The organism is Arenibaculum sp. (assembly GCF_035998295.1).
Taxonomy (GTDB): Bacteria; Pseudomonadota; Alphaproteobacteria; order Azospirillales; family Azospirillaceae; genus DASYHS01.
Map to the genome: position 1 here is coordinate 1 of NZ_DASYHS010000196.1, position 14,302 is coordinate 14,302.

Annotated in this window: 17 protein-coding genes and 1 tRNA gene; 6 read left to right on the forward strand and 12 right to left on the reverse strand. The window is 70.2% G+C overall.

Going from position 1 to position 14,302, the window contains the following annotated elements; genetic code table 11:
- From VGO20_RS19380 to VGO20_RS19395, 4 genes are all read left to right on the forward strand, one after another.
- Positions 1–364 (forward strand): cupin domain-containing protein (locus tag VGO20_RS19380; protein ID WP_327504027.1); only part of this gene is annotated, 364 nt, incomplete at its 5' end.
- Positions 365–545: 181 nt separating this feature from the next.
- Positions 546–782, forward strand: coding sequence for a FitA-like ribbon-helix-helix domain-containing protein (locus VGO20_RS19385; protein ID WP_327504028.1), 237 nt, complete (start codon positions 546–548; stop codon positions 780–782).
- Entirely contained in the window at positions 772–1,161 is a 390-nt protein-coding gene (locus VGO20_RS19390) for a type II toxin-antitoxin system VapC family toxin (RefSeq protein WP_327504029.1), read from the forward strand. The genes VGO20_RS19385 and VGO20_RS19390 overlap by 11 nt, the downstream gene beginning before the upstream one ends.
- Positions 1,162–1,340: 179 nt before the next feature.
- Entirely contained in the window at positions 1,341–1,541 is a 201-nt protein-coding gene (locus VGO20_RS19395; RefSeq protein ID WP_327504030.1) for a hypothetical protein, read from the forward strand.
- A gap of 4 nt (positions 1,542–1,545) precedes the next feature.
- Here VGO20_RS19395 and VGO20_RS19400 read toward each other — a convergent pair.
- The 6 genes from VGO20_RS19400 to VGO20_RS19425 form a co-directional block, all read right to left on the reverse strand.
- Positions 1,546–1,621: transfer RNA gene (locus tag VGO20_RS19400), tRNA-Glu, on the reverse strand.
- Between the two features lie 63 nt (positions 1,622–1,684).
- Positions 1,685–3,532 carry a single-stranded-DNA-specific exonuclease RecJ gene (gene recJ, locus VGO20_RS19405; protein ID WP_327504031.1) on the reverse strand — a complete coding sequence of 616 codons (1,848 nt, stop codon included), beginning with the start codon at positions 3,530–3,532 and terminating at the stop codon, positions 1,685–1,687.
- A gap of 103 nt (positions 3,533–3,635) precedes the next feature.
- Positions 3,636–4,604, reverse strand: coding sequence for a class II fructose-bisphosphatase (gene glpX, locus VGO20_RS19410; RefSeq protein WP_327504043.1), 969 nt, complete (start codon positions 4,602–4,604; stop codon positions 3,636–3,638).
- Positions 4,605–4,666: 62 nt separating this feature from the next.
- Positions 4,667–5,959 carry a homoserine dehydrogenase gene (locus VGO20_RS19415; protein ID WP_327504032.1) on the reverse strand — a complete coding sequence of 431 codons (1,293 nt, stop codon included), beginning with the start codon at positions 5,957–5,959 and terminating at the stop codon, positions 4,667–4,669.
- Positions 5,956–7,188 (reverse strand): LL-diaminopimelate aminotransferase, encoded by a 1,233-nt coding sequence (locus VGO20_RS19420; RefSeq protein ID WP_327504033.1) that lies wholly within the window; start codon positions 7,186–7,188, stop codon positions 5,956–5,958. The genes VGO20_RS19415 and VGO20_RS19420 overlap by 4 nt, the downstream gene beginning before the upstream one ends.
- Before the next feature lie 147 nt (positions 7,189–7,335).
- Entirely contained in the window at positions 7,336–7,722 is a 387-nt protein-coding gene (locus VGO20_RS19425) for a hypothetical protein (RefSeq protein WP_327504034.1), read from the reverse strand.
- 175 nt (positions 7,723–7,897) lie between these two features.
- On the opposite strand from VGO20_RS19425, the gene VGO20_RS19430 reads away from it, so the two are divergent.
- The gene (locus VGO20_RS19430; protein ID WP_327504035.1) at positions 7,898–9,694 is read left to right on the forward strand and encodes a PHA/PHB synthase family protein; all 1,797 of its coding nucleotides are present in this window, start codon (positions 7,898–7,900) and stop codon (positions 9,692–9,694) included.
- 5 nt (positions 9,695–9,699) lie between these two features.
- Here the strand turns inward: VGO20_RS19430 and VGO20_RS19435 are convergent, their stop codons facing one another.
- Positions 9,700–10,218, reverse strand: coding sequence for a gamma carbonic anhydrase family protein (locus VGO20_RS19435; protein ID WP_327504036.1), 519 nt, complete (start codon positions 10,216–10,218; stop codon positions 9,700–9,702).
- A 155-nt stretch (positions 10,219–10,373) separates the two neighbouring features.
- Between VGO20_RS19435 and VGO20_RS19440 the strand changes: the two genes are divergently transcribed.
- Positions 10,374–11,060 (forward strand): 2OG-Fe(II) oxygenase, encoded by a 687-nt coding sequence (locus VGO20_RS19440; protein ID WP_327504037.1) that lies wholly within the window; start codon positions 10,374–10,376, stop codon positions 11,058–11,060.
- 18 nt (positions 11,061–11,078) lie between these two features.
- Here VGO20_RS19440 and VGO20_RS19445 read toward each other — a convergent pair whose 3' ends face one another.
- The 5 genes from VGO20_RS19445 to VGO20_RS19465 all read right to left on the reverse strand — a co-directional run.
- Positions 11,079–11,660: a hypothetical protein gene (locus VGO20_RS19445; RefSeq protein ID WP_327504038.1), complete on the reverse strand. Its 582-nt coding sequence runs from the start codon at positions 11,658–11,660 to the stop codon at positions 11,079–11,081.
- A gap of 58 nt (positions 11,661–11,718) precedes the next feature.
- A complete protein-coding gene (gene argC / locus VGO20_RS19450) occupies positions 11,719–12,771 on the reverse strand; it encodes an N-acetyl-gamma-glutamyl-phosphate reductase (RefSeq protein WP_327504039.1) in 1,053 nt (350 codons plus the stop codon).
- 106 nt (positions 12,772–12,877) lie between these two features.
- A complete protein-coding gene (gene rpsI / locus VGO20_RS19455) occupies positions 12,878–13,360 on the reverse strand; it encodes a 30S ribosomal protein S9 (protein ID WP_327504040.1) in 483 nt (160 codons plus the stop codon).
- Between the two features lie 2 nt (positions 13,361–13,362).
- Positions 13,363–13,827 (reverse strand): 50S ribosomal protein L13, encoded by a 465-nt coding sequence (gene rplM / locus VGO20_RS19460; protein ID WP_327504041.1) that lies wholly within the window; start codon positions 13,825–13,827, stop codon positions 13,363–13,365.
- A gap of 199 nt (positions 13,828–14,026) precedes the next feature.
- Positions 14,027–14,302: PaaI family thioesterase (locus VGO20_RS19465; protein ID WP_327504042.1), on the reverse strand; the 276-nt coding region annotated here is incomplete at its 5' end.

Below are 14,302 nucleotides of genomic sequence, written 5' to 3' on the forward strand. Positions count from 1 at the left end.
GGGTGCCCGGGGTGCCTGGTCCGTCTTCGAGATCGAGAAGCGGCCGGGCGCACCGACGCCGCCGCATACCCACGCCTGGGACGAGGCATATTACATCCTCTCGGGGGCGGTCGAGATGATGCTGGGCGAGCGCGTCTTCGAGGCGGGCGCCGGCACCTTCGTCCGCATCCCGCCCAACACGGTCCACGCCTTCACGGGCCGCGCCGCGCCGGGGACGCGGCTGCTGACGCTGCTGGCGCCCGCCGGGGCGGAGGCCTTCTTCGCCGACCTTGACCGCTACGCGTCGTCCGAAGCGCCAGATATGGAGAAGGTCATTGAGATCGCGGTGCGCCACGGTGTGCGGCCGGTGCTTGATGGGGGCTGAGCAGCGGGGGCATTTTTCCGACCTGACAGTAGGATGATCAAGGTCGAGGTAATCAAGGGACCCATATTGCGCGCGACGATTCGGCTGCTCCCAAGTTGGGACATGACGGGACAACCCACGTTGACCGGGGCGACGCCCCGGCGTACGTTAGATCCATAATGGTGCCATTATGGAGCCATCCATGCCGGTAAACCTGTCGATCAAGAATGCGCCAGACGATGTCGTTAGTCGCCTCAGAGCACGTGCCGAGCGGAATCACCGCTCGCTGCAAGGGGAACTGATGGCGATCATCGAGGAGGCGGTTCAGGAACATCGCCCGCTCTCTGCTGATGATGTGCTGGCAGAGGTCCGGCGCCTCCGCCTGTCCACGCCACCCGAATCCGCCGATATGGTGCGAGAAGACCGCAATGGCCGCTAAGGTGGTTGATGCCTCGGCTATCGCTGCCCTGCTCTTCGGCGAGCCGGAAGCCGGTTCCGTCGCCGATCAGCTGCGCGATGGCCAGCTGTTCGCGCCGCCGTTGCTGTGGCTCGAGGTCGCCAACGTCTGTCTCAAGAAGATGCGGCGGCATCCGGAGCTGCGGACATCCTTGCGGGCCGCCTTCCGTCTGCTGGACGGCCTGACGATCGAGCGCGCGGACGTCAACCACGGCGAGGTATTGGACATGGCGAACAACGCCGGCCTCACCGTCTACGATGCCAGCTATCTATGGCTTGCCCGGAAGGTGGACGCAGCACTGGTGACACTTGACCAGCAACTGGCATCTGCCGATGCCACCGTACCTCAAAAACGGGTATAGCATCGTCAGCATAGCAGACAGAGCGCACCCCAAGAGGCAATGCGGACTACATGACTATTACCGCGGAAAGCGGTATCCCCTACAGGAACGCACAGCACGTCAGCTATAGCATGCTAACTTAGCATTACAGTCGCGTTAGGGCGGCCCCCGTCTGTTGATCCAGGCTTTGGGAGATCGCCATGTCCGGTGTTCCCGTCGAGGACCTGCTGGGGCCGTGGTCAAGCGAGCTGCGCAGTGTCAACTGGCGGGAGCGAGTATTGCAGCCTACCTACAGCGGGCAGTCGAACGGCCGCGTCAGTTCGGCCGTTGCCGGCGCCGCGCTCCTCGCGGGATTCAATCCTCGGCCGGCCCACTTGGCTGGGATGCGCAACGAAGTGTAGAGCGTGGCGTCCCCTACGGGATTCGAACCCGTGTCGCCGCCGTGAAAGGGCGGTGTCCTAGGCCTCTAGACGAAGGGGACGGCGAGGCGTGGGCGGGTAGATACAAGGCGTAGGCGGGCAAGTCAAACCGTTTTTGCCCGCTCCTACTCCCGGCCGCCGCCGTCACCGCGGGCCGGGGCCGCGTCCTCGATCATCAGCTGCACGCCGTCATTGCCGTTCCAGCGGTCGACCCGCAGATGACCGACCAGGTGCAGGGGCGCTCCGCCGCTCTTCAGCAGCAGCTGGCCGAGCTCGGTGTCTAGCGCACGGAACGCCATCGCCTTCAGGCGCGTGCCCGGGCCGGCGGTCAGGAAGCAGCGGACGTGGTTCGCGCCCACCACGTCGGCGCGCGCGACGCGCGCGTCCGGCACCGCGAAGCGCGGCTCGGGGTTGGCGGTGCCGAAGGGGCCTAGACGCGCCAGAAGCTCCACCAGCGCCGGCGTGGCGCCGGCCAGGGAGATGGCGCCGTCGACCTCCAGCGTCGGCACCAGCGGGCCGCCGGCGGCCTGGCGGGCGGCGATGTGGGCGGCGAGGAAGCGCTTCAGCTCGGCCATGCGCTCGGCCGCGACCGTGAAGCCCGCCGCCATGCGGTGGCCGCCGCCGTTGATCAGCAGCCCGGCATGGCGCGCCGCGATCACCGCCTCGCCCAGATCGACGCCGCGCACCGAACGGCCCGACGCCTTGCCGATACCCTCCTCGACCGCGACGACGCAGGCCGGGCGGTTGTAGCGCTCCTTCAGGCGCGCGGCGACGATGCCGATCACGCCGGGATGCCAGCCGTCGCCGGCCACGAACACCAGCTCGCCCATCGGCGCGGGGTCGGCCTCCACCGCCGCCAGCGCCTGCTCCAGAACCGCGCCCTCCACCGCCTTGCGCTCGGCGTTGTGGGCGTCGAGCCGGGCCGCGAGCATCGCGGCCTCCGCCGGATCGTCGGTCGACAGCAGGCGCGCGCCCAGGTCCGCCGCCCCTACCCGGCCACCGGCGTTCACCCGCGGGCCGAACACGAAGCCGGCATGGTAGGCGTCCGGCCGCTCCTGCAGGCGGCACAGGTCCGACAGCGCCGCGATCCCGGTATTGGTGCGCCGGGCCATCACCTTCAGGCCCTGGGCCACCAGCGCCCGGTTCAGGCCGGTCAGGGGCACGACGTCGCACACCGTGCCGAGCGCCACGAGGTCCAGCCACGACAGCAGGTCCGGCTCCGGCCGGCCGTCGCGGTACCAGCCCGCCCCGCGCAGCAGCCGGTTGACCGCCACCACCAGCAGGAAGGCGACGCCGGCCGCGCACAGCGTCTTGTGCGGCGAGGTCTCGTCGAGACGGTTCGGGTTGACCACCGCGAGCGCGCGGGGCAGGCGCGCTTCCGCGGCGTGGTGGTCGACGACGATCACCTCCAGCCCGCAGCCGGCCGCCGTCTCCAGCGGCTCGAACGCCGTCGTGCCGCAGTCGACCGTGATCACCAGGCGCACGCCGGACGCCGCCAGCCCTTCCAGCGCCGGCCCGTTCGGGCCGTAGCCCTCGGCGATCCGGTCGGGGATGTAAACGACGAGGTCGCCGCCGGCCGCGCGGAAGAAGCGACGCAGCAGCGCCGAGGAGGTGGCGCCGTCGACGTCGTAGTCGCCGAACACCGCCGCCTTCTCCCCGCCCATGATCGCGGCCGCGACCCGCCGCGCCGCCAGATCCATGTCCTTGAGGTGGCACGGGTCCGGCAGCAGGGCGCGCAGCGTCGGGGCGAGGAAGGTCGCCGCCCCGTCCATGCCGACGCCGCGCGCGGCCAGCACGCGGGCCACCACCTCCGGCAGGCCGTGGCCCTGGGCGAGCGCCAGCGCCAGCCGGTCGTCGGCGGCGCTGGCGAGCCAGCGCCGGCCGGTCGCCGACCGCTCGACCGCGAGGAAGGCGGGGGCGGAACCGGAGACGGGGGCGGAAACGGGGGCTGTTTGGGTCAGTATCTCGCTCACGACCTGCGGCCGGCCCGGCCGGCGGCTCCTCCGGGGCTCATCGTCCCCCTGGATGCACGGCGGGCGGGCCGCGGGTCAAGCGACATCGGCGAAGGGCAGCCTCTCACGCATCCATCGGGATGAAGCCGGTCTTGCGGCGGAAATTGTGGTGCGCCTCGATGTAGCGCACCGTGCCGCTCTTCGAGCGCATGATCACGGAATGGGTCACCGCCCCGCCGGCGAAGCGGCGCACGCCCTGCAGCATCGGGCCGGTCGTGACGCCGGTCGCGGCGAACATCACGTTGCCGCTCGCCAGCTCGTGCAGATCGTATTTCCGGTTCAGGTCCTGGATGCCCCAGCGTGCGGCGCGTGCCTTCTCCTCGTCGTTGCGGAACAGCAGCCGGCCCTGGAACTGGCCGCCGATGCAGCGCAGCGCCGCCGCCGCCAGCACGCCTTCCGGCGCGCCGCCCGAGCCCATGTAGATATCGAGGCCGGTATGGGCCTGGCTGGTCGCGATCACGCCCGAGACGTCGCCGTCCGAGATCAGGTTGATGCGGGCACCCGCCTCGCGCACGCGGGCGATCAGCTCGGCATGGCGCGGCCGGTCGAGGATGCAGACCAGCAGCTCCGATACGTCGGCGCCCTTGGCGCGGGCGAGGTTCTTGAGGTTGTTCGCGACCGTCTCGTCGAGGTCGACCACGCCCTCGGGCAGGCCGGCGCCGACGGCGATCTTGTCCATGTAGACGTCGGGGGCGTTCAGGAACCCGCCCTCCTCCGCCATGGCGACGACGGCCAGCGCGTTCGGCCCGCCCTTGGCGGTGATGGTCGTGCCCTCCAGCGGGTCGAGGGCGATGTCGATCTTCGGCCCGCCGCCGCCGACCTTCTCGCCGATGTAGAGCATCGGCGCCTCGTCGCGCTCGCCCTCGCCGATCACGACCGTGCCGTCGATCGCCAGGCTGTTCAGCGCCTGGCGCATGGCGTCCACCGCAGCCTGGTCGGCCGCCTTCTCGTCCCCGCGCCCGACCAGCAGCGATGCCGCGAGGGCGGCCGCCTCGGTCACGCGAACGGCCTCCAGCGCGAGGTTGCGGTCCATCGTCTGCGGTTGCTCTGCCATTTGTTCTTCTCCCCCTCGGGATTCTTGTCGTTACGGTTGGTTCAGAACGTCTCGATACGGATCATCCGCGGCGGCTCGAGGACGGCGTCGAAGGTCTCGATCGTGCGCAGCGCGCGCAGCATCGCCGCCTCCTCGGTATCGTGGGTGGTCAGGACCACCGGCACGGCCTCCTCCGGGGAGCGTCCCCGCTGCAGGAACGATTCCATCGACACCCGCTCGTCGCGCAGCGCCGCGGCGATATCGGCTATCACACCGGGGCGGTCGACGACCATCAAACGCACGTAGTAAGCCCCCTTTCGCGCCGAAATGGGCGCCGGGCGCATCCGGGTCAGCCCGGGCGCCGGCACCGCGAAGGTCGGCGTGCGGCGGCCGCGCGCGACGTCGACCAGGTCCGCGACCACCGCCGAGGCGGTCGGCCCGCCGCCGGCCCCGCGGCCGACCAGCAGGACCTTGTCGACGAAGTCGCCGTCGGCGACGACCGCGTTGAACACCCCGTCCACCGCCGCGATCGGGGCGCCGACCGGCACCATGCAGGGATGGACGCGCTGCTCGATCCCGTCGTCGGTCCGGCGCGCGATGCCCAGCAGCTTGATGCGGTAGCCGAGCTCGGCCGCGTACTGGATGTCGACCGCGGTGACGTGTCGGATGCCCTCGACGTGCACGGCGCCGAAATCGACCTCGCAGCCGAAGGCGAGCGCGGTCAGGATCGCGAGCTTGTGGGCGGCGTCCACGCCGTCGACGTCGAAGCTCGGGTCGGCCTCGGCGTAGCCCAGGCGTTGCGCCTCGGCCAGCACGTCCTCGAAGCCGCGGCCCGTCTCGCGCATCTCGGTCAGGATGTAGTTGCAGGTGCCGTTCAGGATGCCGTGCACTTCCCGGATCGCGTTGGCGGCCAGCCCTTCGCGCAGCCCCTTGATCGCCGGGATGCCGCCTGCGACCGCCGCCTCGTAGCCGAGCGTCAGCCCGCGCTCCTCGGCTGCGCGCGCCAGCGCCGTGCCGTGATGGGCGAGCAGCGCCTTGTTGGCGGTCACCACGTCCTTGCCGGCGGCCAGCGCCGCCTCGACCAGCGCGCGCGCGACGCCGTCGGAGCCGCCGATCAGCTCGCACACCACGTCGACCTTGGGATCGGTCGCGAGCGATACCGGGTCGTCGTGCCAGCGCACGGCCGACAGGTCCACGCCCCTGTCGGCGCCGCGGCGCCGGGCGCTGACGGCGGTGACGACGAGCGGCCGGCCGCAGCGCAGCGCCAGAAGGTCCTGCTGGCGCCCGAGCAGCGCCGCGACGTTCGCGCCGACGGTCCCGAGCCCGGCGATCCCGATCCTGAGCGGCCCCGTCACGACGCCTTCGCCTTCACGGGCTGTTTTCGGTCAGCCACGGCATTCACCCCCTGGGATTGGAAGAACTGCTTGATGCTCCGGCACGCCTGCCGGATGCGGTGGACGTTCTCGACCAGCGCGAGGCGGACATGGCCGTCGCCGTACTCGCCGAACCCGATGCCCGGCGCCACCGCGACCTTCGCCTCCTGCAGCAGCATCTTGGAGAACTCCAGGCTGCCCATGGAGGCGAAGCGGGGCGGAATCGGCGCCCAGGCGAACATGCTGGCCGGCGGCGACGGCACGTCCCATCCGGCCGCCGCCAGCCCCTCGATCAGCACGTCGCGCCGCTGGCGGTAGGTCCGCCGCATCTCGTCGACGCAGTCCTGCGGGCCGTTCAGCGCCGCCGTCGCGGCCACCTGGACCGGCGTGAAGGCGCCGTAGTCGAGATAGGACTTTATGCGCGCCAGCGCGCCGATCAACCGTCGGTTCCCGCAGGCGAAGCCGATGCGCCAGCCGGCCATGCTGTAGGTCTTGCTCATCGAGGTGAACTCGACCGCGATGTCGCGCGCGCCGGGGATCTGCAGGATCGAGGGCGGCGGCTCGCCGTCGAACCACACCTCGGCATAGGCGAGGTCGGACAGGATGTAGATGCCGTGCTGCAGGCAGAACTCGACGACCGGGCGGTAGAAGTCCAACCCGACCACCTGCGCCGTCGGGTTGGACGGATAGTTCAGCACCAGGGCCAGGGGCTTGGGCACCGAGTGGCGCACCGCACGCTCGAGCTGCTCCAGGAAGGTGAAGTCCTGGCCGACCGGCAGGTGCCGGATCGCGGCCCCGGCGAGAATGAAGCCGAAGGGATGGATGGGATAGCTGGGGTTCGGCACCAGGATCACGTCGCCCGGGCTGGTGATCGCCTGGGCGAGGTTGGCCAGCCCCTCCTTCGAGCCGATCGTGACGCAGATCTCGCTCTCCGGATCGAGCTCGACGCCGAAGCGCCGCCGGTAATACGCCGCCTGCGCCCGGCGCAGGCCGGGGATCCCGCGGGAGTTCGAGTAGCGGTGCGTCTTCGGGTCGCGCACGGCCTCGACCAGTTTGTCGACGATGTGCTGCGGGGTGGGCAGGTCCGGGTTGCCCATGCCGAAGTCGATGATGTCCTCGCCCGCGGCCCGCGCCCGCGCCTTCATGGCGTTGACCTCGGCGAAGACGTAGGGAGGGAGCCGCTTGACGCGGTGAAAATCCGTACTGCTCATCGGGAGCCCCGAACCTCGTGACCCAGGGAAGCGAAAAGATCCCCGCGTGGCCCGCGGGGGGCACAATACTTACCCCGCACCCCTCGGATAATCGAGGGGTTTCGAAGGCCCTGGCGCCGTCAACGCGACGTCTTCACGGCCGCCCCGTCACCGCGCGGGCGGGGCCGCCGGCACCGGCAGGTCGCCGGCGACCGGCGGGACCTCGCCGGAAAGGGCGGGGATCTCCGGCACGGGCGGCAGCGGCGGCGCGTCGCGGGCCTCCAGCGCGGCGCCCGCGGCGCGCGTCTCCTCGCGCTCGGTCGTGAGGGAATTGAGCAGCGCCTGGCGCTCCGCCGGCGTGCGCACGCCCTGCGGGCGCGGCGGCACGCTCGCGAGGTTCGGCCATTCCCCGGTTCCGCCGGCCGCGCGGCGTATCAGCGTCGGCGGCTCGCCCGGCTCGGGCAGGTCGGCGCCACCGCCCAGCAGGTCGAGCAAGGGAGAGTTCGCGCACGCCCCCAGCAGCAGCAGCGCCGCGAGCGCCATCGGTTTTGTCATGTCGTCCTCCGGGCCGGCTGCGTCGAAAGGGCGCGGCGGCGCCGGGCCCGTTCACGGCGCCTGCCACAACGCGGCAATGAAACTTCGGCCCCGATGTTGTATCAATTCGGCTGACGCGACAAGCCCGGCCCGGCCGGACGACCGAAGGCGGCGGTCGCGCAGAGGAGATCGTGCCATGGCCGACGAGAAGGCCCCCGAGGTCAAGTTCCCCGATCCGGTCGAGATGTCGAAGGCCATGACCCGGATCGCCGAGCAGAGCCAGCGCCTCGTCTCCGAGTTCCTCGCCCGCCAGGCCAAGGAGCCCGGCACGGCGTCGCCGGACCCGCTGAACATCGGCGGCGCCTTCCTCGAGATGACGGCGCGCATGATGGCCGACCCGGTCAAGCTGATGCAGGCGCAGGTCTCGCTGTGGCAGGACTACCTGACCTTGTGGCAGCGCACGACCCAGCGCTTCCTCGGCCAGGACGCGGCACCGGTGATAGCCCCCTCCAAGGAGGACCGCCGGTTCAAGGACAGCGCCTGGGACGAGAACACGCTGTTCGACTTCATCAAGCAGAGCTACCTGCTGAGCGCACGCTACCTGCAGACCTCCGTCCGCGAGGTCGAGGGGCTCGACGATAAGACCAAGAACAAGGTCGACTTCTACACCCGCCAGTTCGTCGACGCGATGGCGCCCAGCAACTTCGTGCTGACCAACCCGGAAGTGCTGCGCATGACGCTGGAGAGCGGCGGCGAGAACCTGGTCAAGGGGCTGGAGCACCTGCTGGACGATCTGGAGCGCGGCAAGGGCCAGCTCTCGATCAAGATGACGGACTACGAGGCGTTCCAGGTCGGCAAGAACGTCGCCGTCACTCCCGGCAAGGTCGTCTACCAGAACGACCTGATGCAGCTGATACAGTACACGCCGACCACCGGGCAGGTGGCGCGGCGGCCGCTGCTGATCATGCCGCCCTGGATCAACAAGTTCTACATCCTGGACCTGCGCGAGAAGAACTCCTTCATCAAATGGGCGGTGGACCAGGGCAACACGGTGTTCGTGATCTCCTGGGTCAATCCCGACGAGAACCTCGCGGCCAAGGACTTCGGCGACTACATGATCGAGGGGCCGCTGGCGGCGCTGGACGCGATCGAGAAGGCGACCGGCGAGCGGGAGATCAACGTCGTCGGCTACTGCATCGGCGGCACGCTGCTGTCCTGCACGCTGGCCTACATGGCGGCCAAGGGCGACGACCGCGTCGCGAGCGCCACCTTCCTGACCGCGATGACCGACTTCGCGGAGGCGGGGGAGCTGTCGGTCTTCATCGACGAGGAGCAGCTGAGCGCGCTCGAGGAGCGGATGGAGGACAAGGGCTACCTCGACGCCAACGCGATGGCGACGACGTTCAACATGCTGCGCGCGAACGACCTGATCTGGTCCTTCGTCGTCAACAACTACCTGCTGGGCAAGGACCCCTTCCCGTTCGACCTGCTGTACTGGAACAGCGACAGCACCCGCATGCCGGCGGCGATGCACAGCTTCTACCTGCGCAACATGTACCAGAAGAACCTGCTGGTGCAGCCCGGCGGCATCACCCTGAAGGGGGTGCCGATCGACCTGCGCACGATCAAGACGCCGGCTTTCCTGCTGTCGACCAAGGAGGACCACATCGCGCCCTGGAAGTCGACCTACGCGGCGACCCAGATCTTTTCCGGGCCGGTGAAGTTCGTCCTGTCCGCCTCGGGCCACATCGCCGGCGTCGTCAACCCGCCGGCGGCCGGCAAGTACTGCCATTGGGTCAACGCGAAGCTGCCGAAGAGCCCGGAGCAGTGGCTGGAGGGGGCGAAGCAGGCCCCCGGCTCCTGGTGGCCGGAATGGGGCAAGTGGCTGCAGCGCCATGCCGGCGGCAAGGTTCCGGCCCGCGTCCCCGGCGAGGGCGGCCTGCCCGCGCTCGAGGACGCGCCCGGCAGCTACGTCGCGTCGCGCGTGGTGTGAGGCCGTCAGGCCGTCCGGTAGGAACCGGCGAGCTCGACATAGTGCGCGGCCTGGCGGGCGAAGCCGGCGATCTCGTCCGCGGTCAGGTCGCGCAGCTTGCGCGCCGGGCTGCCGGCCCACAGCTCGCCGCGGGGCACGCGCTTGCCCGGCGTCACCAGCGCCCCCGCCGCCACCATCGCCCCGCTCTCGACCACGGCGCCGTCCATCACGCAGGCCTTCATGCCGATGAAGGCGCCGTCATCGACCGTGCAGGCGTGCAGCAGCGCCATGTGCCCGACCGTCACGCCGTCGCCGACATAGGTCCCCTGCCCGCGCGAGGCCACGTGGATCACGGTGCCGTCCTGGATGTTGGTGCGCCTGCCGACGCGGATCTCGTTGACGTCGCCGCGGACGACGCAGCCGAACCAGATGCCGCTGTCCTCGCCGATCACGACGTCGCCGATCACGGTGGCGGTCGGCGCGACGAAAGCCGTCCGGTCGATCTGCGGGGTCTTGCCGCGGTGGAGCAGGATCAGGGCGGACATCGGATCTCCTCGATTGAGAGCAAGGGGCGGAGTGCGTCGGCGCGGCGCCGGCGCGATTCTGGCCGCCATTCTGGAAGACGCGCGGGTCATCGGCAAGGCGCGGCAGGATCGGCCCCGGCACTGGCCACGGCACTGGCCCCGGCACTGGAGGACGGATGACCACGGATTGGGACTGGATCGGGGAGGAGCTGGACGCGCATGGATGCGCCATCCTCCCCGGCCTGCTGGCCGAGGCGCAGTGCGAGGCGCTCGCCGCGGAATACGGTCGGGACGAGCGCTTCCGCAGCCGCGTCGTCATGGCCCGGCACGGCTTCGGCCGGGGCGAGTACAAGTACTTCGCCCACCCGCTGCCCGCCGTCGTGGCGACGCTGCGCACGACGCTCTACCCGCCGCTGGCAGGGATCGCGAACCGCTGGAACGCGGCGATGGGCCTCGACCAGCGCTTTCCGGACGACCACGCGGCCTTCCTGGAGCGCTGCCACGAGGCCGGCCAGACGAAGCCGACGCCACTGCTGCTGGAATACGGGGCCGGCGACTACAACTGCCTGCACCAGGACCTGTACGGCGAGCACGTGTTCCCGCTCCAGGTCGCGGTCCTGCTGTCCGAACCCGGCCGCGACTTCACCGGCGGCGAGTTCGTGCTGACGGAGCAGCGCCCACGGATGCAGTCGCGGGTCGAGGTCGTACCACTGCGCCGCGGCGACGGGGTGGTCTTCCCGGTCCATCATCGCCCGGTCCGGGGTACCCGCGGCACCTACCGCGTCGTCCTGCGCCACGGCGTCAGCCGCCTGCGCGCGGGCCGCCGGCACACGCTGGGCATCATCTTCCACGACGCGCGGTGACGGACGGCGGGAGAGGACCTATTTCCGGAGCGCCCTCAGCCGTTCCAGCGCCTCGCGCGCGGCTTTGAGGCCGGCGTCGGCGTCCGGCGCCGGGGGAAGGTCCTGCCGGCTGGCGAAGGTACCGTGGCGCCAGCCCTCGGCGATCGCCGCAGCACCCAGGCCGGCGGACCGGCCGTCGAGGGCGAACACGGACGTGTCCTCGGCCCCTACCCGGCCGTCCTTGACGGTACCGACCTCGATCACGGGCTGGGTCACCGTCGCAGCACCGCCGTGATCGACCCGCAGCGAGGTGACGCGGATCTCCACCGCATCGGCCCCGTCCAGGCGCCCGCGCAAGGCGTCCATCATCCGCCCGACGACCGCGTCGCGCTCGGCCGCGTCGCGGTGCAGGACGCCGACGACCTGGCCCAGCCTCTCGCGCAGGCGCGTCTCGGCATCGGTCCCCGCACCCCCGAGGTCGAGCCGGATCGCCGCACCGGGTGCCGCGGCCTGTCGCGTACCCGGCGCCTGGCCGGAAGCGGGGCGCGCCTCGGCCACGTCGCCGCGCAGACTGCCGGGCACGCCGAAGGGGAAGAAGCCGACGCCGCCGATCGTGTTCATGGCCTCACCTGCCGCATGCCCGATCGTAGCACGGGTGCGCGCCCGCGGGAAACAACCGTCAGGGGAACAGCGGCGCCTGCTCCAGCCCCATCGTCTCGATCAGCCCGTGCATCACGTTCATGTTCTGCACGGCCTGGCCCGAGGCGCCCTTGACCAGGTTGTCGAGCACGGAGAGCACGATCGCGCGGCCCGGCAGCCGGTCGCGGAACACCGACACATGCACCTCGTTTGAGCCGCGGACGTGCCGGGTATGGGGCACGGTGCCCGCCGGCAGGACGCGGATGAACGGCTCGTTGCGGTAGCGCTCGGCCAGGGCCGCGCGCAGGTCGTCGGCCGTGCGCGCACCGGCGAGCCGGACATAGGTCGTGATGAACTCGCCCCGGTTCATCGGGATCAGGTGCGGGGTGAAGGCCATGGTGACCGGGCGGCCGGCGGCCAGCGACAGTTCCTGCTCCATCTCCGGCATGTGGCGGTGGCGGCCGACGCCGTAGGCGTGCATGCCCTCGCTTACCTCGGTGAAGAGGTTCTGCTGCTTGGCGTCGCGCCCGGCGCCGCTGACGCCGGACTTGGCGTCGACGATGATGTCCTCGGCCTCGACCAGCCCGTCCAGGAGCAGCGGCAGCAGCGGCAGCAGGGTCGCGGTCGGATAGCAGCCGGGATTGGCGACCAGGCGCGCGTCGCGGACGGCGCGCCGGTTCAGCTCGGTCAGGCCGTAGACCGCCTGCGTCTGCAGCTCGACCGCCCGGTGCTCGTGCCCGTACCACTCCGCATAGAGGGCCGGGTCGGCGAGGCGGAAATCGGCCGACAGGTCGACGACCCTCAGCGCGTGCGGGAGAGCCGCGATGATCTCCTGCGTGGTGCCGTGGGGCAGCGCGCAGAACACGAAATCGATGCCGGACCAGTCCACCTGATCGATCTTCACGAGGTCCGGCAGCCCGAGATGGCCGAGATGCGGGAACACCTCCGTCAGGGGTCGGCCGGCCTGCCGCTCCGCCGTCAGCGCCGCGATGCGGGCGGCGGGATGGCGCGACAGCAGGCGCACGAGTTCGGCGCCGGTGTAGCCGCTGGCGCCGAGGATGGCGATCCTGATGGTCTCGACCGAATTGGGCATCGGGAGTCTCCGCGTGGGAACCGGGGTCTCTCAAACACGACAGGGCGCCCCGGTCGGGACGCCCTGCCAACGACGATATTCGCGGTGGTTCGTGAGGCGGTGCCGGTCAGCGCTTCGAGAACTGGAAGCTGCGGCGCGCCTTCGCCTTGCCGTACTTCTTGCGCTCGACGACGCGGGCGTCGCGGGTCAGGAAGCCGGCGGCCTTGAGCGGCGGGCGCAGGCCCGGCTCATAGTAGGTGAGGGCCTTGGAGATGCCGTGCCGGACCGCGCCGGCCTGGCCCGAGAGCCCGCCGCCGGTGACGGTGCACACGACGTCGTACTGGTCGACCCGGGCCACCACCTCGAACGGCTGGTTGATCATCATCCGCAGGACGGGGCGGGCGAAGTACACCGCGATCTCGCGGTCGTTCACGGTGATCCGGCCCGTGCCGGGCTTGATCCACACGCGGGCGACCGCGTCCTTGCGCTTGCCGGTCGCGTAGGCGCGGCCGAACGCGTCCAGCTTCGGCTCCGGCAACTCCGACGCCTCGGCCACCGGGGAGGGAGCCTGCGTCTTCAGGTCGGCGAGAGACTGGATGACCTGCGCCATGGTTACGCGATCCTCTTGTTCTTCGGGTTGCGGGCGCCGAGATCGAGGGTCTCGGGCTGCTGGGCCTCGTGCGGGTGGGACGGTCCGGCATAGACCTTCAGGTTGCGCATCTGCTGCCGACCGAGCGGCCCGCGCGGAACCATCCGCTCGACCGCCTTCTGGATCACGCGCTCCGGATAGCGGCCGTCGAGGATCTGCCCCTTCGAGCGCCCCTTGATGCCGCCGGGATAGCCGGTGTGCCAGTAGAAGATGTCGTCGTTGCGCTTGTTGCCGGTCAGGCGCACCTTCTCGGCGTTCACGACGATGATGTTGTCACCGCAGTCGATGTGCGGGGTATAGGCCGGCTTGTGCTTGCCGCGCAGCATATTGGCGACGATGCTCGCCATGCGCCCGAGAACGAGACCGTTCGCGTCGATCACGTACCACTTCTTCTCGACCTCGGACGGCTTCAGGGACAGGGTCTTCATAGCCACTCTCACGAGAATAACCGGATACGGCACAAGGCCGCGCCCCGCACCGAAGTGGCCGCACATATACGGCGGCGCCCCCTGCCCGTCAACGGGAAAAAGCACCGCGAATAAGGGGTTTAGTGTTATGGTATTATGATACCGGAAACGTAAACCGCTGAAAACATGGGCTAATTTCTGCGAAATGACCTTCCGGGTATCATGATACCGCGCCGGGTGGCACCGAGTAGGTCCCGCTCGCATGGGCCACCGGCTCCGCCTCGCCTTCCGGGAAGATCAGGACGTCGCCATAGGCCAGCCGCTTGCCGAGCTTCAGGAGCCGCGCCTCGGCGACCACCGGGGCCGGCCTGGGGCGGCGCAGGAAGTTGATGGTCATGCTCGTGGTGACGGCCAGCTCGACCCGGCCGATCCGGCTGAGCACCGCGGCGTAGAGCGCCACGTCGGCGAGGCCGAACAGCGCCGGCCCGGTGATCGT